A 23,728-nucleotide genomic window follows, 5' to 3' on the forward strand; every position below is an offset into this window, starting at 1 on the left:
ATGGGCGCAAGGTCAAAGAAACTAAGCCAACTGGCCCTGACCGCGCGGGGCGGCGCGAATCCCGACATCACCGGTCTGGCGGTTGACAGCCGCGAGGTCAAAGACGGTTTTCTCTTCGCAGCGCTTCCCGGGACACGCGTTCATGGGGGCGAATTCATCCAGTTCGCCCTGCGCATGGGAGCCGCCGCCATCCTGACCGATGCTAGGGGCGCTGAGATCGCGGCCAGCGAACTGGCTGCATCGGACGCGGCCCTGATTGTTGTCGAAGATACGCGTCAGGCGCTGGCAGGCGCCGCAGCCCTGTGGTTCGGCGCGCAGCCGCAAACCATCGTGGCCGTCACTGGGACCAACGGCAAAACCTCGGTTGCCACGTTTGTCCGCCAGATCTGGACCGAGCTTGGCCACGCCGCCGTGAACCTCGGCACCACCGGTGTCGAAGGCGCATGGACCGCGCCGCTGGTCCACACCACGCCGGAACCTATCACCTTGCATCGCTGTCTGGCGGCGGCAGCGGGGAATGGCGTGACCCACGCCGCGATGGAGGCGTCCTCGCACGGACTGGAGCAGCGCCGCCTGGACGGTGTGCACCTTTCGGCCGCCGGATTCTCGAACTTCACGCAGGATCATCTGGATTACCACGAAACGTTCGAGGCGTATTTCACCGCGAAAATGGGCCTGTTCGACCGGGTTCTTCCGCAGGATGGAACAGCCGTCGTCAATCTGAGCGATCCCAAGGGGGCCCAGGTGCGCCGGATTGCCGAACAGCGCGGTCAGACCGTCCTGACAGTCGGGCTGGGCGATGCGGACCTTTGCCTGATGAACCAGCGCTTTGACGCGACCGGGCAGGATTTGCGGTTTTCGTGGCAGGGCAAAACGCATCTGACCCGCCTGAACCTGATCGGGGGGTTTCAGGCCGAAAACGTACTGCTGGCCGCCGGGCTGGTCATCGCGGCTGGCGATGAACCCGAGCGTGTGTTCGAAACCCTGCCGTACCTGACAACGGTTCGCGGGCGGATGCAGCTTGCCGCAACCCGCGAAAACGGGGCTGCGGTCTTTGTCGATTACGCCCACACGCCTGACGCGGTCGCCACGGCGCTGAAAGCGATGCGCCCGCATGTCATGGGTCGCCTGATCGCCATCGTCGGCGCGGGCGGGGACCGGGATGCCACCAAGCGCCCGCTGATGGGCAGGGCTGCGGCTGATCACGCTGACATCGTCTTTGTCACCGACGATAACCCGCGCAGCGAAGATCCGGCCACGATCCGTGCCGCCGTCATGGATGGCGCGCCGGAAGCCACCGAAGTGGGTGACCGCGCCGAAGCCATCCTGCGTGGCATCGACGCGCTTCAACCGGGTGACGCGCTGCTGATTGCGGGCAAAGGGCACGAGACGGGCCAGATTGTCGGCGATCAGGTTTTGCCGTTCGACGATGCGGAACAGGCCAGTATCGCCGTGGCCGCACTGGACGGGAGGGTGGCATGACGCTCTGGACAGCGACTGAGGCAGCCGCGGCAACCGGCGGGCGTGCGACCTCTGACTGGGAAGCAAACGGCGTGTCCATCGACACCCGCACCATCCAGCCGGGCGATCTGTTCGTCGCACTGAAGGCCGCGCGTGACGGGCACGACTTTGTGGCGCAGGCGCTTGAGAAGGGCGCAGGCGCAGCGCTGGTCTCGCGTATTCCGGATGGCGTGCCAGACGACGCGCCGTTGCTGATCGTCGACGATGTTCAGGCGGGGCTCGAAGCGCTGGGTCAGGCCGCACGCGCCCGGACAAATGCGAAAGTTGTCGGCGTGACCGGCAGCGTCGGCAAGACCTCGACCAAGGAAATGCTTGCAACGATTCTGGAAACGCAGGGCAGGACCCATGCCAGCGTTGCCAGTTACAACAACCACTGGGGAGTGCCGTTGACGCTGGCCCGGATGCCGCGCGACACCGAATTCGCGGTGATCGAGATCGGCATGAACCACCCGGGCGAGATTGCGCCGCTGGCGCGGCAGGCAAAGCCGCATGTGGCGCTGGTGACAACCGTGGCGGCGGTTCACCTCGAAGCCTTCGAGTCGGTAGCTGCTATCGCCCGGGAAAAGGCCGCGATTTTTGAGGGACTGACCGAAGGCGGCGCAGCCATCGTCAATGCGGACATCGAACACGCGCACATCCTGCGGGAATGTGCGCAGAAGCTCGGCCTGAAAACAGTCGAATTTGGCCGCGATGGGCAGGATTTCATTCTGGAAGGCGCGGCACAGGAGGTCGATTCGGTTTCCGCAACGGCAATGGTGGGCGGCAAAACGATCCGTTTTGGCGTCAGGTCCGCTGGTCTGCATTTTGCCATGAACGCATTGGGTGCATTGGCAGCTTGTGTCGAAATGGGTGTGGACCTTGATCAGGCGATCGCTGGACTGGGGCAATGGTCGCCGGTCAAAGGGCGCGGTGTGCGCGAGCAAGTCACATTGGCTGAAGGCGGCAATATCGAACTGCTCGACGACAGCTATAACGCCAACCCCACCTCGATGGAGGCGGCGCTGAATGTACTGGCCGCGTCGCGCGGCTCCCGCCGGATCGCATTTCTGGGCGATATGAAGGAGTTGGGCGCGCAGGAAATCGCCATGCACGCCGGTATGGCTGACCTGCCTGCCATGGGCGAGGTCGATCAGATCCATTGCATCGGCCCGCTGATGCAGTCGTTGCATCAGGCGTTGCCCGCAGAAAAACGGGGATTGTGGTTTGAGACAAGCGCCGAGATGGCCGACCGCCTGCCGGAACTGGTCCGGGATGGAGACACCGTTCTGGCCAAGGGCTCGCTGAGCATGGCGCTGGCCCGTATTGTTGACGGTTTGCGCAAAATGGGGCAAGTGGGCGCGCCCGGGTCATGAGCGTTTGCCCCCGTGACCACCGCGTGAGAAAGGTATCGCTATGTTGTATTGGCTGACCGGCCTGTCGGACGGAGGAGATTTCTGGAACCTCTTCCGGTATATCACCTTCCGTGCAGGCGGTGCCTTCATGACGGCGCTGATCTTCGGCTTCCTGTTCGGCAAACCGCTGATCAACGTGCTGCGCCGCAAGCAGGGCAAAGGTCAGCCGATCCGCGATGATGGCCCAGAGGGGCATTTTTCCAAGGCCGGAACGCCCACGATGGGTGGGTTGCTGATCGTTGGGGCGCTGGTGACATCGACGCTGATCTGGGCGCGATGGGATAACCCGTATGTCTGGATGGTACTGTTCGTCACTCTGGCTTATGCGGCCATAGGCTTTGCCGACGATTATGCCAAAGTGTCCAAGCAGAACACACAAGGCGTGTCCGGCCGAATGCGCATGGCGCTGGGCATCATCATTGCAGCCCTGGCGGCGCTTTGGGCAACGTTGAATCACCCCGAAATGCTGCAAAGCCAGCTGGCATTGCCGATCTTCAAGGACACGCTGATCAATCTGGGGATCTTTTATATTCCCTTCTCGATCGTGGTGATTGTCGGGGCCGCCAATGCGGTGAACCTGACCGATGGTCTGGACGGTCTGGCGATCATGCCCGCGATGATTGCGGCTTCGACGCTGGGCATCATCGCCTACGCGGTGGGGCGGGTCGACTTCACCGAATATCTGGATGTGCATTACGTGCCAGGCACAGGTGAGATTTTCATCTTCACCTCGGCGCTCTTTGGCGCGGGGCTTGGGTTCCTGTGGTACAACGCGCCGCCGGCTGCGGTTTTCATGGGTGACACCGGATCCTTGGCCTTGGGCGGGGCGCTGGGCGCAATTGCCGTGGCCACCAAACACGAGCTGGTACTGGCCGTTGTCGGCGGGCTGTTCGTGGTCGAGGCGCTGAGCGTGATCATTCAGGTGCTGTATTTCAAACGCACAGGTCGCCGCGTGTTCCTGATGGCGCCGATCCATCACCATTACGAGAAAAAGGGCTGGGCGGAACCCACCATCGTCATCCGCTTCTGGATCATCTCGCTGATCCTGGCAATGATCGGTCTGGCGACGCTCAAGGTCCGCTAACGCTCCCGCCAGGTTCGGCGGACCTGCGGTCCGCCTGCCACCTGTTGGGCCCGGCTCGCGCTGCCGCGCGAGCCTTTCCGGACCCTTGCCTTCGGTCAGGTCTTCTGCGCAGTGTGGCGGCCAATTGAAGGTCGTAGGAAGGGTGGCGGCATGATCCCGGTCAAAGGGTTTTCAGGGCAGAAAGTTGCGGTTCTGGGGCTGGGCCGGTCCGGTCTGACCACGGCGCGTGCGCTGCGGGCGGGTGGGGCCGATGCGATCTGCTGGGATGACAACCCGACGGCGCGTGACATAGCGTCAGGCGAAGGGTTCACCTGTGCCGATCTGCGGCGTCATGGGGCCTTCGATGACATCGCCACTCTGATCGTCTCCCCCGGCATTCCGCATCTCTATCCCGAACCCAACCCGGTCGTGGCGGCCGCGCTTGAGGCCGGTGTGCCGGTCGACAACGATATCGGCCTGTTCTTCCGGTCATTCGCGGATCAGACATGGAACAACTTTGACACCCCGCCACGTGTGATCGCCGTAACCGGGTCGAACGGCAAATCCACCACCGCGGCACTGATTCACCACATCCTGACCGAGGCCGGACGCGAGGCGCAGCTGGCCGGGAATATCGGACGCGGAGTGCTGGATATTGATCCCGGCGGTGATGGTTCGGTCGTGGTGCTTGAGCTTTCCAGCTATCAGACCGAACTTGCCCGTGCGCTGACGCCGGATGTGGCTGTGTTCACCAACCTCTCGCCCGACCATCTGGACCGCCATGGCGGCATGGGCGGGTATTTCGCCGCCAAGCGTCGCCTGTTTGCCGAAGGCGGACCGGATCGCGCGGTCATCGGCGTGGGTGAGGCCGAAGGCGCGTTTCTGGCCGGTCAGATGTCCGAAGGCCCTGCCGACGACCGCGTCATCCGGGTATCGGTTGCGCGCAAGCTGACCGGGCCGGGCTGGCAGGTTTTTGCCCGCAAGGGGTTTCTTTCGGAGTACCGCAAGGGGCGCCAGGCCGGATCAATCGACCTGCGTGGGATCAAGGGACTGCCAGGGGCGCATAACCACCAGAACGCCTGCGCCGCATATGCTGCCTGCCGGTCAGTGGGGCTTGCGCCAAAAATGATCGAGCAGGCCCTGCGCAGCTATCCCGGCCTGCCGCATCGCAGCCAGATCATCGCCGAAGCAAACGATGTGACCTATGTGAACGATTCCAAGGCGACCAATGTGGACAGCGCGGTAAAGGCGCTGAGCGCGTTCCGCAACATCCGCTGGATCTGTGGGGGGCTGGAAAAGGACGGCGGCCTGTCCGGCCTGAACGACGTGAAGGATCAGGTCCGCAAAGCCTACGTGATCGGGCGCGAGGCCGCAGGATTCGCCATGCAGCTTGAGGTCGAGACCGAAATCTGCACCACGATGGCCATGGCGGTCGAGCGCGCGATGCAGGACGCGCAGCCGGGTGAAACGGTATTGCTGGCTCCGGCAGCGGCCAGTTTCGACCAGTACGACAATTTCGAGCAGCGCGGAGATGACTTCACCGCGCAGGTGCGCCAACGGCTGGATTGAGCCGCGTTTGCAATAGACCGCCGGTTCGGGCAGGCTTGGACCCTGCCTGCTTGAAGACTGTCCCCGGCGGTATTACCTGCGGGTAAATCAATACGAGGTCACGAAAATGCTCAATCGCAAGTCACTTTTTGTCGTTCCCGCACTTGTTCTGGTGGGCGCCTGCGCCAACTCCGGTGCCAATTACCAACCGGTCATCGATGGCCCGGTTGGTCCGAACTACAATTCGGATCTGGCGCAATGCCAGCAGCTGGCGGCGTCGCAGGCCAGCGTTGACGGCTCGACCGCCGGCAACGCGGCGATCGGCGCGGCGGGTGCTGCCGCCACGACCGCCATCATTCAGGACAGCAGTTCCAACCTGGGCAGGGCCGCCGCCGCCGGGGCGGTGATCGGCGCGGGCGCGGATGTCATCGCGAAAAACCAGAACAAGGAAGTTATCGTGCGCAACTGCATGCGCGGACGCGGGTACAACGTCGTCGGCTAACGCCCCGCGATTGCAGTTCCGGCGGCGTAGCCCGAAGACCACGCCCATTGGAAATTGTAACCGCCCAGCCAGCCGGTGACATCCACAGCTTCGCCAATCGCATAGAGGCCGGGGACATCCCTGGCCTCCATCGTTCTGGACGACAGGCCGTCGGTGTCAATTCCGCCCAGCGTGACCTCGGCCGTGCGATAGCCTTCCGTGCCGGAAGGCGTCAGTTCCCAGTCGGACAGGGCAGCGATCAGGTCGTTCAGCGCGGCATCGGACTGATCCGCCAGATTGCCCTGCATCGAGATGTACTGTTTCAGGTAATCCACCAATCGCGCGGGAAGGAGGCGCGCCAGTTCCGTGGTCAGGGCCTTGCGGCCACCACTTTGCCGCTGGTCCCGCAGCATGTCGAACAGCGGCAGATCCGGGATCAGGTTCACTCTGATCGTCTCACCTTCGCGCCAATAGGACGACAATTGCAGCACCGATGGTCCGCTGAGGCCGCGATGGGTGAACAACAGTGCCTCGTCAAAACTGGTCCGCGCGTTTGACAACCGTGCGGGCAGGGACACGCCAGACAGGTCCCGGAACTTGCCGTCCGAAAAGGTAAAAGGCACCAGCGCCGCCTGCGTTTCCGTCAGCCTTAGCCCGAACTGCCGGGCGAGGTCATAGGCCAGCCCGGTCGCACCCATCTTGGGGATCGACTTGCCACCCGTGGCCAGCACCAGATTGGCGCAGGTCAGGCTCAGGCGTTTACCTTCACGCTCGACATCCAGTGCAAAGCCGCCTTCGGCCTTGCGCAGGTCCTTCAGTTCGGTTCGGATCCAAAGTTCGGCCCCCGCACGCTGCATCTCGTCCAGCAGCATCTGAATGATCTGCTTTGACGACCCGTCGCAGAACAGCTGACCCAGAGTTTTTTCATGCCAGGCGATGCCGTGGCGGTTTACCAGATCGATAAAATCCCACTGCGTATATCGCGCCAGCGCCGATTTGCAGAAATGGGGGTTTCGCGACAGGAAGTTCTGCGGCCCTGCATACATGTTGGTAAAGTTGCAGCGCCCACCACCCGAGATGCGGATTTTCTCACCGGGCGCCTTGGCATGATCGACCACGAGAACACGCCCGCCACAGTGGGCAGCGCACATCATGCCGGCGGCTCCGGCACCAAGGATGATCGTGTCAAAGGTCATGTGCAAGCGCATGGCCCGGTTTTCCCGCAACCGCAAGGGCGAGATGTTTTCCAACGCCCCATTTTCTTTGGTTTCGGTCTTTCCAACAGGTGGGCGGCACGACGAGGACTTGCCTGCCGGTCACAACTTCGAAGTTTTCCCGCGGCGGCACTTGACCTGCACGAGCCTCAAATCCTACGAATTCTTCGGTAAAGTGACTATTTGTCTGCGTTAATAAATTTGGTGGAGGGGCCGCATGCCCACGAACGTATATGGTGCCTTTCGGTCTGACAGCACATTGTCCGATGCAGGGGCTTCATCCACTGTCGTGGGATCCACGTTCCAGATATCGGCCTACAGCCAGATCACGATCCAGGACGGCGCAGACGCCACGATTATCGATGGCGACAACATCTCAAACGAGACCGGCAACGACCCGACCCAGACCCTGAACGGAGAGATCATCTTCTGGGATTTCACCGTTTCGGTGACGGACGGCACGAATACTTACCAGATCGGCCTTTTCGACTATGACCTCGACGGGGATGGAAATTCGATCGGGGTCGACAGCGAGGACGGGTATTTTCTGGGCTTCATCGGCGGGACCATACCGCCCCTAAACACGACGCTGACCATCACCGCCATTATAGACAATGGCCCGGACATCGATGTCGACACTGTTGTCCCTTGCTTTGTGGAAGGGACAAGCATCCAGACGCCTGATGGTCCACGCCGGATCGAGACCTTGATTCCGGGCGATGTGGTCACGACCCTGGACAATGGGCCCCAGATAATCCGCTGGATCGGTTCGCGCGAACTGGACAGCATTGATCTGAGGGTCAAGCCAAAGCTGCGGCCGGTTCGGATCGCCAGGGGTGCGCTTGGGAATGGTCTGCCTAAAGACGACCTGCGAGTCTCCCGGCAGCATCGGATGCTGGTCCGATCCCCGATCGCGGCCAGAATGTTTTCCAAGCCCGAGGTTCTGGTGCCTGCGCACGAGCTGGTTGGGATGCCTGGTATTTCCATCGAAGAAGACGACCAGCAGGTGACGTATTTCCACATACTGTTTGATCGACATGAGGTGATTTTTGCCGAAGGGGCGCCGTCGGAAAGCCTGTTCACCGGACCACAGGCCCTCAAAGGCATAGGTGAAGAGGCCACCGCCGAAATCGCAGAACTGTTTCCCGAGATCATGTCCGAAACCTATGCGCCCGAAATGGCGCGGATCATCCCGCGGACCGGAGGGCAAACGCGGACACTGGTCAAGCGGCATCTGAAAAACAGCAAGCCGCTGGTTTCCGAGGCCTGAGTTCCACCCTCACCACAGTCTTGGGGGCACGGAGCCCCTGGCATTCTCGCGATGGGAATTCCGCTGACCGCCCTCATTCCACTGGCCCAAACGCAAAAATCGCGTTAGACTCTCAATCAGATCCCGAAAACGGGACGTGAACGAGGCAGAAAGTGGCGGTATCTCATGACTGAGATGGTGTATGGCGCGGTCCAGGACCAGCGCGGCGAACCGATTCTACCAAAGTGGTGGCGCACGATTGATCGCTGGACGATGTCCTGTGTTCTGATCCTGTTTGTCATCGGGCTTTTGCTGGGGCTTGCCTCATCACCGCCACTGGCGGGGCGCAACGGGTTCGACCCGTTCCACTATGTCGAACGTCAGGCGTTTTTCGGCGGATTGGCGTTGATCGCAATGCTGCTGACCTCGATGATGTCGCCGACATTGGTGCGACGTCTGGCGGTGCTGGGTTTTCTGGCTTCCTTTGTGGCGCTGGCCTTTCTGCCCGTCTTCGGCACCGATTTCGGCAAAGGCGCGGTGCGCTGGTATTCGCTCGGGTTTGCCTCGCTGCAGCCGTCCGAGTTTCTGAAACCCGGGTTTGTTGTCGTGGCTGCATGGCTTCTTGCCGCATCACAGGAAATCAACGGCCCGCCGGGGCGGTTGTGGTCTTTCGCGCTGTGCATGGCGATTGTCGGCATGCTGGTGATGCAACCCGATTTCGGGCAGGCGTGCCTGATCCTGTTTGGTTGGGGTGTTATGTACTTCGTGGCAGGCGCACCGATGCTGTTGCTGGTGGGGATGGCCGCATTTGTGGTTCTGGGCGGCATGTTCGCTTACTCGAACTCGGAACACTTCGCCCGCCGTATCGACGGTTTCCTCAACCAGGAGGTCGATCCGACCACCCAGTTGGGCTATGCCACCAACGCCATCCGCGAGGGTGGGCTTTTTGGTGTCGGCGTCGGTGAGGGGCAGGTGAAATGGTCGCTGCCCGACGCGCATACGGATTTCATCATCGCCGTGGCGGCCGAGGAGTACGGCCTGATCCTGGTGCTGATCATCATCGCGCTATACTCACTGATCGTCGTGCGGTCGCTGCTGCGCCTGATGCGCGAACGAGACATGTTCATCCGTCTGGCCGGAACCGGTCTGGCCTGCATGTTCGGCGTTCAGGCGATGATCAACATGGGCGTTGCCGTGCGCCTGTTGCCCGCCAAGGGCATGACGCTGCCGTTCGTCAGCTACGGCGGCTCATCGCTGATTGCAGGCGGCATTGCGGTCGGCATGCTTTTGGCGTTTACCCGCACCCGCCCACAGGGCGAACTGGGTGATATTCTGCGCGGACGAGGTTGATGAGCAAACCCTACCTTCTGATTGCGGCGGGCGGCACCGGGGGCCACATGTTCCCGGCGCAGGCGCTGGCCGAGGCGATGCTGCAAAAAGGATGGCGCGTGCGCCTGTCCACCGATGCCCGTGGCGCCCGGTACACCGGGGCCTTCCCCGACGCGACCGAGATTGTCGAGGCATCTTCGGCCACTTTCGCACGTGGTGGCTTGGCGGCCAAGGCGATGGTCGGGCCCCGGATCGCCGCCGGTGTAACGGGGATGGCGTTTCAGATGATGCGCGACCGCCCGGATGTGGTCGTGGGCTTTGGCGGCTATCCTTCGATTCCGGCGTTGGGTGCGGCGACCATGCTGAAAATCCCCCGCATGATCCATGAACAGAACGGGGTACTGGGCCGTGTGAACCAATTGTTCGCCACCCGTGTTGCACAAGTGGCCTGCGGCGTCTGGCCCACAGATCTGCCCGAAGGTGCACATGGCATCCATACCGGCAACCCGGTTCGCGCTGCTGTTCTGGATCGGGCCGCAGCAGGGTATATCCCGCCGGGTGATTACCCGATGTCGATCCTGGTGATGGGTGGCTCGCAGGGCGCACGCATCCTAAGCGATATGGTGCCCGGAGCCATCGCCGAACTGCCCGAAGATATCCGCAACCATATCCGCGTCTCTCATCAGGCGCGCGACGAAGATGGCGAACGGGTCACCGCGTTCTACAGCGACCACGGCATTCGCGCCGATGTTCAACCCTTTTTCGACGATGTGCCCCGCCGCATGTCAGATGCCCAACTGGTCATCAGCCGTTCGGGCGCATCCAGTGTCGCCGATATCTCAGTGATCGGCCGCCCCTCGATCTTGATCCCCTTTGCTGCCGCGGCAGGGGACCACCAGACCGCCAATGCGCGCGGACTGGTTCAGGCGGGTGGGGCGATCATGATCCCCGAAAATGCACTTGACGTTGCCTCGCTGACACAGCAAATCACCACGGTTCTGACCAACCCCGAAGCCGCGCAGAAAATGGCCCGTGCCGCCTTGTCCGCGGGGGCGCCGGACGCAACCGAGCGACTGACAGCCCTTGTCGAACATCTGGCGCAGAAGGAGACCGCATGACCCCAGCAACCAAACTGCCGCAGGACGTAGGGCCGATCCATTTCGTCGGGATCGGAGGGATCGGGATGTCTGGCATCGCCGAGGTGTTGCTGAACCTTGGCTACCGGGTACAGGGCTCTGACCTGAAAGCTTCCAAAATCACGGATCGTCTGGCCAGTCTGGGGGCCGAGATATTCGTGGGGCAGCGCGCCGAGAACCTGAAGAACGCCGCTGTTGTCGTTGTCTCGACCGCGATCAAGCCGGGCAATCCCGAACTGGACGAAGCCCGTGCGCAGGGCCTGCCAGTTGTCCGCCGCGCCGACATGCTGGCCGAGCTGATGCGCCTGAAATCCAACATCGCCATCGCCGGAACCCACGGCAAGACGACGACAACCACCATGATGGCCGAACTGATGGTGGCGGGCGATTTCGACCCGACCGTCATCAATGGCGGCATCATCCATGCCTATGGTTCCAACGCGCGCATGGGGCAGGGCGAATGGATGGTGGTCGAGGCCGACGAATCCGATGGCTCGTTCAACCGACTGCCTGCAACTATCGCTATCGTCACCAATATCGACCCCGAGCATATGGAGCACTGGGGCGATTTCGACACACTGCGCGACGGGTTCTATGAATTCGTCACGAATCTGCCGTTCTACGGTCTGGCCGTTTGCTGCACGGACCATGCCGAAGTGCAGGCGCTGGTGGGCCGCATCACCGATCGCCGCGTCCGCACTTACGGTTTCAACGCGCAGGCGGACGTGCGGGCAGTGAACCTGACCTACAAGGGCGGTGTGGCGCATTTCGACATCCACCTGCAATACGAAGATAAGGTGATCGAAGGTTGCACCCTGCCGATGCCGGGCGACCACAACGTCTCGAACGCCTTGTCTGCAGTGGCTGTCGCCCGTCATCTGGGTATGAAGGCGTCGGAAATCCGCGAGGCGCTGGCGAATTTCGGCGGTGTCAACCGCCGCTTCACCAAGGTCGGGGAAGTCGACGGTGTCACCATCATCGACGACTACGGCCACCACCCGGTTGAAATCGCCGCCGTGCTAAAGGCGGCCCGTCAGGCCACCGACGGCCGTGTCATCGCCGTGCACCAGCCGCACCGTTATACCCGCCTGTCGAACCTGTTTGATGACTTCTGCACCTGCTTCAACGACGCCGACGTGGTCGCCATCGCCGAGGTGTTCGCGGCCGGGGAAGACCCGATCGAAGGCGCCTCGCGCGATGCTCTGGTGCAAGGCCTGATCCGCCATGGCCACCGCCATTCCCGTGCAATCCTGAGCGAGGACGATCTGGAGCGCCTTGTCCGGGAACAGGCCCGTCCAGGCGACATGGTCGTCTGCCTCGGTGCTGGTACAATCAGCGCTTGGGCCAATGGATTGCCCGAAAGATTGCAGCGAAAACAAGCTGTTTGACCCCCGCGCTCATTTGGCGCACAACCCAAAAGTGTGATATGCTGCGGGCGGCTTCCGCGCGTCCTTGGAGGGGCGAATGGATTATTCGATGATCTTCTCAGCGCTCTGGGTGATCTGCGCTACTATCGTGGCGTTGTTGCCGATGCGGCTGCAATTCCCTCCGGGTATCATTTTGCTGATCTGTGCGCCGGTGCTGATCGTTTGGCTGGGCTACGTACATGGCTGGCTTTGGTCGATGCTGGCTTTGGGCGGTTTTGTCTCGATGTTCCGCAACCCGATCCGCTATTACTGGCGCAAATGGGTGCGCGGGGAGGTCATGGAATGAACTGGTCCATTGCTCTCGCCGCTCTCTGGGGGGTTGCCGCGAATGTGCTGGCGATGATCCCCAGCAAGGACAATCACTGGACCCGCGCCTATTTCCTGATCGCGTTGGGTATCCCGATCCTGGGATTTGTGACCTATCAGAATGGCCCATGGGTCGGCCTGATCGTACTGGCCGCCGGCATGTCGGTGCTGCGCTGGCCGGTGATTTATCTGACCCGTTGGACAAAGGCGAAAATGCAGGGCATGAAGGCGGCTGACGAATAACCGGCCAACTTCACGAGGTCCGCCATGGCGACGATCACCACATTTGCCTATCTGCCGCTCATTTCCCTTGTTCTTGGTGCCGCCGCAGGGTTCACCGCAGGCCGCTGGATTGGACTGCGCGGTCTGTTGTGGCTGATTGGGCTGGCGTCTGCCGCCGGGCTGGTGCTGATCGTGATGCTGGCCAGCGTTGGAACGGGCGAAGAAGAGCAGGCATTCGGTCCGCTCGTCTGGCTGACCGCCGGTGTGCTTCCGTTTCTATTCGCCGCGATCATGGGCGGGGTCGGCGGGCGCAGCCTGGCTGCGCGTGCAGCCGAATGACAACCCTCCCCGCGACCCGAGGCCGCCTGTCCGAGGCCCGTCCGCTGGCCGACCTCACATGGCTTCGTGTCGGAGGACCGGCGGATTATTTGTTCCAGCCAGCCGACCTTGAAGATCTGCAATCGTTCCTGCGCGACCTGCCGGCGGATGTTCCGGTGTTCCCGATGGGCGTCGGTTCGAACCTGATTGTCCGCGACGGCGGCTTGCGGGCCATGGTGATCCGGCTGGGGCGCGGCTTCAACGGCATCTCGGTCAAGGGAAACACTGTTACCTCAGGCGCGGCGGCACTGGACGCGCATGTGGCGCGCAAGGCGGCGGACGCGGGGGTCGACCTGACCTTCCTGCGAACCATCCCCGGCTCCATCGGTGGTGCGGTGCGAATGAACGCAGGCTGTTACGGCAACTACACGGCGGATGTACTGCGCAAGGCCACCATCGTGACTCGGCAGGGCAGTGTTGTGGACCTGTCGCCCGACCAACTGAACTTCCGCTACCGCCAGACAGATCTGCCCGAAGGCGCGGTTCTGGTCTCGGCCACGTTCGAAGGCCCCCCGGGCGATCCCGAGGACCTTCATGCGCGCATGGCGGCGCAGTTGCAAAAGCGCGACGAGACACAGCCCACCAAGGATCGCAGCGCCGGTTCCACTTTCCGCAACCCTGCCGGTTTCTCCTCCACAGGCCGGGCCGATGACGTCCACGACCTGAAGGCGTGGAAAGTGATCGATGATGCGGGCATGCGCGGCGCGACACGTGGCGGGGCGCAGATGAGTCCAAAGCACTCGAACTTCCTGATTAACACCGGCACAGCCACCGCCGCCGACCTCGAAGGACTGGGCGAGGAGGTGCGAAAAAAGGTTTACGAAACAAGCGGCATCACGCTAGAGTGGGAAATCATGCGGGTCGGTGATCCGCTGACAGAATAAAGCCCCATCCGTCAGACCATAACAGGCAAATTCAGGCGGCGGATCAAAGGCATAAACAAGATACGGACCACCACATAAGGTCCGGGGACATTGAGGCGCACGAAGTGGGTAAGTCGAGCAGGACAAACCCCAAAGTGGCGGTATTGATGGGCGGCCCCTCGAAGGAACGCGAGGTCTCGCTCAGCAGCGGGCGCGAATGCGCAGCCGCCCTTAGGGAAGAAGGCTTTGAGGTGGTCGAACTGGACGCTGGTCCCGACCTTTACGCGCGTCTTCTGGATATCAGGCCTGATGTGGTTTTCAACGCCCTGCATGGCCGCTGGGGCGAGGATGGCTGTGTGCAGGGGATGCTCGAATGGATGCGTATCCCGTATACGCATTCCGGCGTTCTGGCTTCGGCCCTGGCCATGGACAAGCAGCGCAGCAAGGAAGCGTTCCGCGTCGAAGGCCTGCCCATCGCAGAAAGCATCATTGCCCCGAAGGTTGAGGTCGAAGCCGACCACGTCATGCCTGCGCCCTATGTGGTCAAACCCAACAACGAAGGCTCCAGCGTCGGTATCTATCTGGTGCACGAGGGTACCAACGGTCCCCCGAAACTGTCCGACGACATGCCGGATCAGGTAATGGTCGAGCAATATGTGGCGGGGCGCGAACTGACCGTGACCGTGATGGGCGACCGTGCCCTGACCGTAACCGAGATCATGACCGAAGGCTGGTACGACTACGACGCCAAGTACAAGCCCGGTGGCTCGTCGCACGAACTGCCTGCCAAGATTCCGGCTGACATTTTCGACATGTGCATGGACTATGCCGTGCGCGCTCATAAGGTGTTGGGGTGCAAGGGCGTCAGCCGCACCGACTTCCGCTGGGACGATGCACGGGGCGCGGATGGTCTGTTCCTGCTGGAAACCAATACCCAGCCCGGCATGACGCCGACCTCGCTGGCGCCAGAACAGGGCGCGCATCTGGGCATGAGTTTCGGCCAGTTTTGCGCCTGGATGGTGGAGGACGCCTCATGCGACCGTTGACCGCCACCCGCGCACCCGTGATCCATCGCAGCAAGCCTCTGGCCGGGCCGGATGCCGATTTCGCCACTGCCGAGCCGACCCCTCAGGCCAAGCCGAAACTGCAACTGCGCGGCGCCCGGTTTTTTGGTCGCAACGCCCGCCGCTCCGATCCCGCGCCGTCGCGGCTCAGCTACCGGTTCCAGCGCTGGATGCTGACACCGGGCATCCGGCTGAGCGTTCGTCTGGGCCTGCCGGTTTGCGTTGTTGCGGCGGCGGTCGGGCTCTATTTCGCGTCCGAAGACCGGCGCGAAGCGCTCAGCGCCTATATCGCCGACATCAAGACCTCGGTTCAGGAGCGCCCCGAATTCATGGTCAACCTGATGGCCATCGATGGTGCGGGGCCGGGCCTGTCCGACGACATCCGCGAAGTCGTGCCGTTGGACTTCCCGATCAGTTCCTGGGATCTGGATGTCGAACAGATGCGCGACACCATAACCGGACTGGACCCGGTGAAATCGGCCACCGTCCGCATTCGCCCGGGCGGCATTCTTCAGGTCGATGTGGTCGAACGTCAGCCGGTCATCGTCTGGCGCACGCGCGACGGGATCGAATTGTTGGACGAAACTGGTGCCCATGTGGATCAGGTCGCCTCGCGCAAGGATCATGCGGATCTGCCGCTGATCGCGGGTCAGGGGGCGGATCAGCATGTCGGCGAAGCGCTGCGGATCCTGACCACAGCGCGCAGCCTTGGTGACCGCGTGCGCGGACTGGTACGCATCGGTGAACGCCGCTGGGACCTGGTCCTGGATCGTGGCCAGCGCATCATGCTGCCAACCGACCGCCCTGTACGCGCGCTCGAGCGGGTATTGGCGGTAAACGAGGTACAGGACCTTCTGGAACGTGATGTGGCCGTGGTCGACATGCGCCTCGGTCAGCGTCCGACCATCCGAATGACCAAAGCCGCCAGCGAAGACTGGTGGAATACAAAAGTGACAACGAGTAGCGGGCAGTAGCGACAATGATGACCGATCTTTACCAGTCCCAGCGGGCCATGCGGCAAATGCGCAGGCAAGCCATGCAAAGGGGCGTCATCGCCATTCTGGACGTAGGCAGTTCCAAGATCGCCTGTCTGGTGCTGCGCTTCGACGGCACCGGCCGGCTGAGCGATGACAACAGCATCGGCTCATTGGCTGGGCAGACCGGGTTCCGTGTCATCGGCGCCGCAACGACCCGCTCGCGCGGAGTGCAGTTCGGCGAAGTCACTGCCATGCAGGAAACCGAACGCGCCATCCGCACTGCCTTGCAGGCGGCGCAGAAGATGGCGGACATTCGCGTTGATCACGTCATCGCCAGTTTCTCGGGCGCGAACCCGCGCTCCTACGGTCTGGACGCACAGGTCGATCTGGAAGGTCAGCTTGTGACCGAAGCCGAGGTCGGACGTGTGCTGAACGCCTGCGACGTGCCCGATTACGGGGCCGGGCGCGAGGTTCTGCATGCCCAGCCGGTGAACTTCGCGCTGGACAACCGGTCCGGCCTGATCGACCCGCGGGGACAAATGGGGCAGAGCCTTGCGGTCGATATGCACATGCTGACCGTTGATGCGGTGGCGATTCAGAACATCGTGCGGTGCATCAAACGTTGCGACCTGGAATTGGCGGGGATAGCGAATTCAGCCTATGTCTCGGGCATCTCGGCGCTGGTCGAGGACGAGCAGGAACTGGGCGCGGCCTGTATCGACATGGGCGGCGGCACGACCAGCGTGTCGATCTTCATGAAGAAACACATGATCTATGCCGATTGCGTGCGCATGGGTGGTGATCACGTGACCTCGGACATTTCCATGGGCCTCGGCGTTCCAGCGGCAGTGGCCGAGCGGATCAAGACGTTCAATGGCGGCGTGCATGCCACAGGGGCCGATGACCGCGATCTGATCGATATCGGTGGCGATACCGGCGATTGGGAACATGACCGTCGCACCGTCAGCCGTGCCGAACTGATCGGAATCATGCGCCCAAGGGTCGAGGAAATTCTCGAAGAGGTCCGTGTGCGGCTGGATGCAGCCGGGTTCGAACACATGCCCAGCCAGCAGATCGTCCTGACCGGCGGCGGCAGCCAGATCATGGGGCTGGACGGCCTCGCCACCCGTATCCTGGGTCAACGTGTCCGCCTTGGTCGCCCCTTGCGCGTTCACGGCCTGCCGCAATCGGCCACAGGGCCGAGCTTTTCGTCTGCTGTGGGCCTCAGCCTGTTCGCCGCCCATCCGCAGGACGAATGGTGGGATTTCGAGATCCCGGTCGACACCTACGCGGCGCGCCCCTTCAAACGCGCCGTGCGCTGGTTCCGTGACAACTGGTAGAAGGCTGCTTCGGGGGCTGATCGCCCCGTTGCTGTTGCCCGCCGGCGCGGTCGCTCAGACCGCCATCTCTCCCGACGCGTTTCTGGATGCGGTCATCGGCAAGACGGTCACGTTCTATGAGATCCGCAGCGGTAAGCTGGTCGGAACAGAGCAGTTTTTAAGTCGCAACACCTCGGTCTGGCGCGAGAATGGCCTGGGCTGCGTCTATGGTCAGATCACCACGCCAAACGGGCAGATCTGCTTCCTCTATGACAATGACACGGACGGGGTGCCAGTCTGTTGGTGGCCGTTTCTGCACCACGACCGGCTGCTGGTGCGCCTGGCCACCTTCATCGGCGGTGAAATTCAGGAGGTCCGCCGAATAAGCGAGGATAGCCTCAACTGTCCAAGTGTCCCTGTCAGTTGAAAAATCGGCTTGCGGCGCCCGAGAATATCCCTCAAGATATCCACAAGGCCCGACAGAGGCCCGGCGGCAGGACCCGAGCAGGTACCCGCAAAACAAGAATGGACCCGATTGTGACGCATCTTCTGGCTGGCGGCACGAATTGCGTATGCCTTGTGGCGCCTTGCGTCCGCTCCGCAACATCTGGCAGATCGCGCGAAATACCGCCTCTGGTTGCCTTATTTCCTCCATATTTTGTGGATTCCTGCGATTTTTGACGTGACGTTTGTGGATATGACCGGTAGAATTAAAGGCGGATAGGTAAGAAAAACACCGCTTTGGCGGGTTATAAGAACAGGCGGACAGAGCATGACATTGAATCTTTCGATGCCCGGGCACGACGAACTGAAGCCTCGGATCACAGTATTTGGCGTGGGCGGTGCAGGCGGCAATGCCGTCAATAACATGATTGAGAAACAGCTTGACGGCGTCGATTTCGTGGTCGCCAACACAGACGCGCAGGCGCTGCAGCAAAGCCAGTCCTCGGCAAGGGTGCAACTGGGTGTGAAAGTCACCGAAGGCCTGGGCGCTGGGGCGCGTCCGACCGTAGGCGCAGCCGCCGCCGAAGAAAGCATCGAACAGATCGTCGATCATCTGGCTGGCGCGCATATGTGTTTCATCACCGCTGGCATGGGGGGTGGCACCGGGACAGGCGCGGCTCCGATCATCGCGCAGGCCGCGCGCGAGCTGGGTGTGCTGACCGTCGGCGTCGTAACCAAACCCTTCCAGTTCGAAGGTGCCAAGCGGATGCGTCAGGCTGAAGACGGTGTTGAGGCGCTGCAGAAGGTTGTCGATACGCTGATCATCATCCCGAACCAGAACCTGTTCCGTCTGGCCAATGAAAAGACGACCTTTACCGAGGCGTTCTCGATGGCCGACGACGTTCTGTATCAGGGCGTCAAAGGCGTGACCGACCTGATGGTCCGTCCGGGCCTGATCAACCTCGACTTTGCCGATGTTCGCGCCGTCATGGACGAGATGGGCAAAGCGATGATGGGGACCGGCGAGGCAACCGGCGAAGATCGCGCGGTTCAGGCGGCCGAGAAGGCGATTGCCAACCCGCTGCTGGACGAAATCAGCCTTAAGGGTGCCAAAGGCGTGCTGATCAACATCACTGGCTCGCACGACCTGACCCTGTTCGAACTGGACGAAGCTGCCAACCGCATCCGCGAAGAAGTGGACCCCGAAGCCAACATCATCGTCGGGTCGACCCTCGATACCGCGATGGAAGGCGGCATGCGCGTGTCCGTCGTGGCCACCGGGATCGATGCAACCGACAAACAGGCCGAAATTCCGGTTGCGCGTCGTTCGATGTCGGCACCGCTGACCCGCACCGTTTCCGCGGAAGAGCAGGCGCAGGAAGAAGCGCAGACCGTTGCCGCAGAACAGCAGGCACCTGCTGAGGTAAACCCCGAACCTTCGCTGTTCGAAGCGGCTGACGAGCCGGTCCAGTCCCAGCCTCAGTTCCAGCCGCAGGCGGAACAGGATGATGATGACCTGCCGCCGCCCGCCTATCAGCCGCGCGTGGCCGAGTTTGAACCGCAGCCCGAGGTTGCGGAACCTGCGCCGGAAAGCTTTGTCGCACCGCGCGCCGCTGCTGCCGGCACTCCGTCCCCCGAGGCCCTGCAGCGACTGCAGGCAGCTGTTCAGAACGTGCCATCGGCAAAACAGCGCATGGCGGCAAGCCGCGCGGACGTCGAAGAAGCGGCCCCCGCACAGCGGGCGGAAGCTCATGACCGGCCCCGTTTCGGCTTCAACAGGCTGATCGACCGCATGACCGGTCATGCAGCCGATACACCCGCTCAACCGGCCCGCCAACAGCCGGTCATGCGCCAGGCTGACGCCACGGCACCTGCCCATGAAGAGGCAGATCCGGATCAGGAACGTATCGAAATTCCGGCCTTCTTGCGCCGTCAGGCCAACTGATCGCGGTAACAAAATGATGACAAAGGGTCGCCGTTTGGCGGCCCTTTTTCGTTTAAAATAAAGTGCTTATTGTAATGTAAGCAGGGTTTTGCCGATCTGTAACATCCATGTTTCAATCGGTTGCAAAGAGTGAGTTGAGCCTTATCGCCGGCTTCCTTAACTGAGTGTCCAACACAGCCCAAGCAGGCTGGACATCACCCACTGAGGTCAGTTTTGCAACACACGCTCAAATCATCGGTCACGTTTACAGGCACCGGGCTGCACAGCGGCAAGCCTGCGACGATGGTCCTGAAGCCGGCAGCCGCCGGTCACGGCATCTGGTTCAAGCGGACGGATATCGAATTGGGCAATGCGCTGATCCCGGCCATCTACGACATGGTGGACCGGACCCCGCTCTGCACCCGTCTGGTGAACGAGGCCGGCGTTTCCGTTTCAACCGTTGAACACATCATGGCGGCCCTTGCCGGTTGCGGCGTGCACAACGCGCTGGTCGAGATTGATGGTCCCGAAGTTCCGATCATGGACGGCTCGTCCATCGAATTCGTGCGTGGCATCATGGCCAAGGGCGTGCGCCGTCAGGCCAGCCCTGTTCTGGCTTACGAAGTGCTCAAACCGGTCACCGTCTCTCGCGAGGGCGCAAGCGCCTCGATCGCTCCGGCGAAAGGGCTGTTCATCGATTTCCACATCGATTTCGAAGATGACGCGATTGGCAACCAGACCAAGACGCTGGATATGCGCAACGGTTCGTTCGCGCGCGAACTCAGCGATTGCCGCACGTTCTGCCGCCGCACCGATGTCGAAGCCATGCGCGAAAACGGCCTGGCGCTGGGTGGTACGCTGGACAACGCAGTCGTTGTTCAGGGCACCGACGTTCTGACACCAGGCGGGTTCCGCCGCGCGGATGAGGCCGTACGCCACAAGATGCTGGATGCCCTGGGCGACCTGTATCTGGCAGGCGGTCCGATTCTGGGCCACTTCACCGGCGACAAGTCCGGTCATTCGATGACCAACACGCTGCTGCGCAAGCTGTTCGAGACGCCCGGCGCCGTGCGCCCCGTGCTGTGCACCCCCGAACAGGCGGCCCGACTGCCCGGTCAGGGCCTGATCTGGGCGGAAATCCCCGAAGTCGCCTGATCTGGGCGGTCCGCGAGATGCCGCGGATCAACACTGGCGACATTTCCGACAGAGAGCGTTAAAGACGTTTTGCACCGGAATTTTCTGTGCTAGACCATGGCACAATCCGGGTCAGAACCCGCTAAGCAAGACGACAAGGATGAGCGGAATGGTGGGCAGCAAGGCGGCAGTCAGGTTCGCAGGGGCGATTCTTCTGGCAGCAACTTTAGCAGCGTGCGGCAATGGCGGACTTTTCGGAAGAAGGGGCGCGGACCGCGACCAGAACCTGGAAGGCTTCACGCCGGAACAGATTTACACGCGCGGTGAATACGAACTGTCGCAGAACCGTTCTGACGACGCGGCGTGGTATTTCTCGGAAGTCGAACGGCTCTATCCCTATTCTGACTGGGCCAAACGGTCGCTGATCATGCAGGCCTTCGCGTTCCATACCGACGAGAACTATGAAGAAAGCCGGGCGGCAGCTCAGCGTTATATCGATTTTTATCCTACGGACGAAGATGCCGCCTATGCCCAGTATCTGCTGGCGCTCAGCTACTATGACCAGATCGACGAAGTGGGCCGCGACCAGGGCCTGACCTTTCAGGCGCTGCAGGCGCTGCGCACGGTGATTGAGGTCTATCCGGACAGTGAATACGCCACCTCTGCGGTGCTGAAATTCGATCTCGCCTTCGACCATCTGGCCGGAAAAGAGATGGAGATCGGACGCTATTACCTGCGTCAGGATCATTTTGCAGCCGCCATCAACCGCTTCCGCGTTGTGGTCGAGGATTTTCAGACCACCTCGCACACTGCCGAAGCGCTGTATCGTCTGGTCGAGGCGTACCTGTCGTTGGGCCTGGTGGATGAGGCGCAGTCGGCCGGTGCGATCCTGGGCTACAACTACCAGTCCTCGGAATGGTACGACAGTGCTTATACCCTGCTGACTTCGCGCGGCCTCAAACTCAAGAGCCGTGGCAACAACTGGCTCAGCCAGGTTTACCGTCAATCGATCAAAGGGCAGTGGTTGTAGTCGCCATGACCATAGGGTTGGGACAGTAGGACCCGATGCTACGCGCCCTTGATATTCGCGACATGCTGATCATCGACCGGCTGGAACTGACCTTCCAGCCGGGTCTCAATGCGCTGACCGGTGAAACCGGTGCGGGCAAGTCGATCCTGCTGGATTCTCTGGGCTTTGTTCTGGGCTGGCGTGGTCGCGCCGAACTGGTGCGGCAGGGGGCTGCGCAGGGTGAAGTGCTGGCCGAGTTTGAACTGCCCGCCGATCATCCCGCCCATGCCGTTCTGGCCGAGGCCGGGCTGCCCGGCGGCGAAGAACTGATCCTGCGCCGCGTCAACACGGCCGAGGGCCGCAAAACCGCCTGGGTCAATGACCGCCGCTGCTCGGGAGAGGTGCTGCGTGCGCTGTCCGAGACATTGATCGAACTGCACGGCCAGCACGATGACCGCGGCCTGCTGAACCCGCGCGGGCATCGTGTTCTGCTGGACGACTATGCCGGGGCAGGGAACCAGCTTAGCGCCGTCCGAGCGGCCTGGTCACAGATGTCCCGCGCCCGCAAGGCGCTGACCGAGACCGAAGGCACGCTGGCCGCAATGCGCGCCGAAGAAGAGTTTCTGCGCCACGCCGTGGCGGAACTGGATCAGCTTGATCCTCAGCCGGGTGAAGATGCCGAACTCGACGCCCGCCGCCGCATGATGCAGGGGGCCGAACGGATCCGCGACGACGTGGCCCGTGCCTTTGCCCTGTTGGGGGGCGAGGGCGCCGAAGGCGCTTTGGCCGACGCGGTGCGCTGGCTTGAAGGTGTGTCGGACCATGCCGGCGGCCAGCTTGAAGAGCCCATCGCCGCACTCGGCCGCGCCATGATTGAACTGGGCGAAGCGCAGGATGGCGTCAACGCCTGCCTTCAGGCGCTGGATTTCGACCCGGCAGAACTGGAACAGACCGAAGAACGCCTGTTCGCCATTCGCGCGCTGGCCCGCAAACACGACGTCGCGCCTGACGATCTGGGCGCTTTCGCCGACACCCTGCGTGAGCGTCTGAACCGGCTGGACGCCGGAGATGCCGACCTTGCCGACAGGCGTGCCGCTGTCGAGGCCGCGCAGGCCGCCTACGATGCCGCCGCAGCCCAGCTCAGCAGCACGCGTCAGAATGCGGCGGGGCAACTCGACGCGGCCGTGATGGCTGAACTTGCACCGCTGAAAATGGAACGCGCGGTGTTTCGAACCGAAATCACACCAGCCGATCCCGGCCCCGAAGGCACCGATGCGGTGGCCTTCACCGTCGCCACCAATCCCGGCGCGCCCTCGGGACCGCTGAACAAGATCGCATCCGGCGGTGAACTCAGCCGCTTCCTGTTGGCGCTCAAGGTTTGCCTCAGCGGTGATGACAGCGCCCGCACGATGATCTTCGATGAAATCGACCGGGGTGTTGGCGGTGCCACTGCCGATGCCGTTGGCCGCCGTCTGGCCGCGCTGGCGCAGGGGGGGCAGGTGCTGGTCGTGACGCATTCGCCGCAGGTGGCCGCGCGGGCCGCGCATCACTGGCGTGTCCAGAAACAGGTTGCGGACGGGCAAACCCTGTCCACCGTCATCCCGCTGGCCGACCCGGACCGGGTGGATGAGATTGCCCGCATGGTCGCAGGCGACACCATAACGGACGAAGCCCGCGCCGCCGCACGCGCTTTGCTGCAGGCCTGAGACATATCTGCCGCTTTCCGGTT

The 23,728-nt window shown here is 62.2% G+C and carries 22 protein-coding genes; 21 read left to right on the forward strand and 1 reads right to left on the reverse strand.

Annotation, left to right across the window (positions count from 1 at the left end):
• The 5 genes from ACR0MI_RS14295 to ACR0MI_RS14315 all read left to right on the forward strand — a co-directional run bounded on the left by ACR0MI_RS14295 (position 1) and on the right by ACR0MI_RS14315 (position 6,025).
• A complete protein-coding gene (locus tag ACR0MI_RS14295) occupies positions 1-1,482 on the forward strand; it encodes a UDP-N-acetylmuramoyl-L-alanyl-D-glutamate--2,6-diaminopimelate ligase (RefSeq protein ID WP_170817075.1) in 1,482 nt (493 codons plus the stop codon).
• Entirely contained in the window at positions 1,479-2,873 is a 1,395-nt protein-coding gene (locus ACR0MI_RS14300; protein ID WP_170615218.1) for a UDP-N-acetylmuramoyl-tripeptide--D-alanyl-D-alanine ligase, read from the forward strand. Before ACR0MI_RS14295 ends, ACR0MI_RS14300 begins: the two co-directional genes overlap by 4 nt.
• Positions 2,874-2,913: 40 nt before the next feature.
• Positions 2,914-3,996 (forward strand): phospho-N-acetylmuramoyl-pentapeptide-transferase, encoded by a 1,083-nt coding sequence (mraY, locus tag ACR0MI_RS14305; protein ID WP_170615220.1) that lies wholly within the window; start codon positions 2,914-2,916, stop codon positions 3,994-3,996.
• A 150-nt stretch (positions 3,997-4,146) separates the two neighbouring features.
• Complete coding sequence (gene murD, locus ACR0MI_RS14310) at positions 4,147-5,544, forward strand: UDP-N-acetylmuramoyl-L-alanine--D-glutamate ligase (protein WP_170615222.1); 1,398 nt, start codon at positions 4,147-4,149, stop codon at positions 5,542-5,544.
• 106 nt (positions 5,545-5,650) lie between these two features.
• Positions 5,651-6,025, forward strand: a complete 375-nt coding sequence (locus ACR0MI_RS14315; protein WP_170615224.1) for a glycine zipper family protein — start codon at positions 5,651-5,653, stop codon at positions 6,023-6,025.
• On the opposite strand, the gene ACR0MI_RS14320 is transcribed toward ACR0MI_RS14315, so the two are convergent.
• Positions 6,022-7,200, reverse strand: a complete 1,179-nt coding sequence (locus tag ACR0MI_RS14320) for a BaiN/RdsA family NAD(P)/FAD-dependent oxidoreductase (RefSeq protein ID WP_170615446.1) — start codon at positions 7,198-7,200, stop codon at positions 6,022-6,024. The two genes, ACR0MI_RS14315 and ACR0MI_RS14320, sit on opposite strands and share 4 nt — an antisense overlap.
• Positions 7,201-7,435: 235 nt before the next feature.
• On the opposite strand from ACR0MI_RS14320, the gene ACR0MI_RS14325 reads away from it, so the two are divergent.
• From ACR0MI_RS14325 to recN, 16 genes are all read left to right on the forward strand, one after another.
• A complete protein-coding gene (locus ACR0MI_RS14325; RefSeq protein WP_170615226.1) occupies positions 7,436-8,488 on the forward strand; it encodes a Hint domain-containing protein in 1,053 nt (350 codons plus the stop codon).
• A 165-nt stretch (positions 8,489-8,653) separates the two neighbouring features.
• On the forward strand, positions 8,654-9,817 hold the full coding sequence (ftsW, locus tag ACR0MI_RS14330; RefSeq protein ID WP_170615228.1) for a putative lipid II flippase FtsW: 1,164 nt from the start codon (positions 8,654-8,656) through the stop codon (positions 9,815-9,817).
• Entirely contained in the window at positions 9,817-10,914 is a 1,098-nt protein-coding gene (locus tag ACR0MI_RS14335) for a UDP-N-acetylglucosamine--N-acetylmuramyl-(pentapeptide) pyrophosphoryl-undecaprenol N-acetylglucosamine transferase (protein ID WP_170615230.1), read from the forward strand. The genes ftsW and ACR0MI_RS14335 overlap by 1 nt, the downstream gene beginning before the upstream one ends.
• Positions 10,911-12,320, forward strand: a complete 1,410-nt coding sequence (murC, locus tag ACR0MI_RS14340; RefSeq protein WP_170615232.1) for a UDP-N-acetylmuramate--L-alanine ligase — start codon at positions 10,911-10,913, stop codon at positions 12,318-12,320. The genes ACR0MI_RS14335 and murC overlap by 4 nt, the downstream gene beginning before the upstream one ends.
• Positions 12,321-12,396: 76 nt before the next feature.
• Positions 12,397-12,645 carry a DUF2484 family protein gene (locus ACR0MI_RS14345; protein ID WP_170615234.1) on the forward strand — a complete coding sequence of 83 codons (249 nt, stop codon included), beginning with the start codon at positions 12,397-12,399 and terminating at the stop codon, positions 12,643-12,645.
• A complete protein-coding gene (locus tag ACR0MI_RS14350) occupies positions 12,642-12,908 on the forward strand; it encodes a DUF2484 family protein (protein WP_170615236.1) in 267 nt (88 codons plus the stop codon). Before ACR0MI_RS14345 ends, ACR0MI_RS14350 begins: the two co-directional genes overlap by 4 nt.
• 24 nt (positions 12,909-12,932) lie before the next feature.
• A complete protein-coding gene (locus ACR0MI_RS14355) occupies positions 12,933-13,226 on the forward strand; it encodes a hypothetical protein (protein WP_170615238.1) in 294 nt (97 codons plus the stop codon).
• Positions 13,223-14,149 carry a UDP-N-acetylmuramate dehydrogenase gene (gene murB, locus ACR0MI_RS14360; RefSeq protein WP_170615240.1) on the forward strand — a complete coding sequence of 309 codons (927 nt, stop codon included), beginning with the start codon at positions 13,223-13,225 and terminating at the stop codon, positions 14,147-14,149. The genes ACR0MI_RS14355 and murB overlap by 4 nt, the downstream gene beginning before the upstream one ends.
• A 104-nt stretch (positions 14,150-14,253) precedes the next feature.
• Positions 14,254-15,174: a D-alanine--D-alanine ligase gene (locus ACR0MI_RS14365; RefSeq protein WP_170615242.1), complete on the forward strand. Its 921-nt coding sequence runs from the start codon at positions 14,254-14,256 to the stop codon at positions 15,172-15,174.
• Positions 15,162-16,166, forward strand: a complete 1,005-nt coding sequence (locus ACR0MI_RS14370; protein ID WP_170619697.1) for a cell division protein FtsQ/DivIB — start codon at positions 15,162-15,164, stop codon at positions 16,164-16,166. Before ACR0MI_RS14365 ends, ACR0MI_RS14370 begins: the two co-directional genes overlap by 13 nt.
• A gap of 8 nt (positions 16,167-16,174) precedes the next feature.
• A complete protein-coding gene (gene ftsA / locus ACR0MI_RS14375) occupies positions 16,175-17,509 on the forward strand; it encodes a cell division protein FtsA (protein ID WP_170615246.1) in 1,335 nt (444 codons plus the stop codon).
• The gene (locus ACR0MI_RS14380; protein ID WP_480854705.1) at positions 17,496-17,915 is read left to right on the forward strand and encodes a hypothetical protein; all 420 of its coding nucleotides are present in this window, start codon (positions 17,496-17,498) and stop codon (positions 17,913-17,915) included. The genes ftsA and ACR0MI_RS14380 overlap by 14 nt, the downstream gene beginning before the upstream one ends.
• A gap of 345 nt (positions 17,916-18,260) precedes the next feature.
• Positions 18,261-19,877, forward strand: a complete 1,617-nt coding sequence (gene ftsZ, locus ACR0MI_RS14385) for a cell division protein FtsZ (protein WP_170615248.1) — start codon at positions 18,261-18,263, stop codon at positions 19,875-19,877.
• Between the two features lie 213 nt (positions 19,878-20,090).
• Positions 20,091-21,011, forward strand: a complete 921-nt coding sequence (gene lpxC / locus ACR0MI_RS14390; RefSeq protein WP_170615250.1) for a UDP-3-O-acyl-N-acetylglucosamine deacetylase — start codon at positions 20,091-20,093, stop codon at positions 21,009-21,011.
• Between the two features lie 148 nt (positions 21,012-21,159).
• Entirely contained in the window at positions 21,160-22,020 is an 861-nt protein-coding gene (locus ACR0MI_RS14395) for an outer membrane protein assembly factor BamD (RefSeq protein WP_170615252.1), read from the forward strand.
• A gap of 35 nt (positions 22,021-22,055) precedes the next feature.
• Positions 22,056-23,705 carry a DNA repair protein RecN gene (gene recN, locus ACR0MI_RS14400; RefSeq protein WP_170615254.1) on the forward strand — a complete coding sequence of 550 codons (1,650 nt, stop codon included), beginning with the start codon at positions 22,056-22,058 and terminating at the stop codon, positions 23,703-23,705.
• Positions 23,706-23,728 lie beyond the last annotated feature (23 nt).

This window comes from Ruegeria sp. D4 (assembly GCF_056534475.1).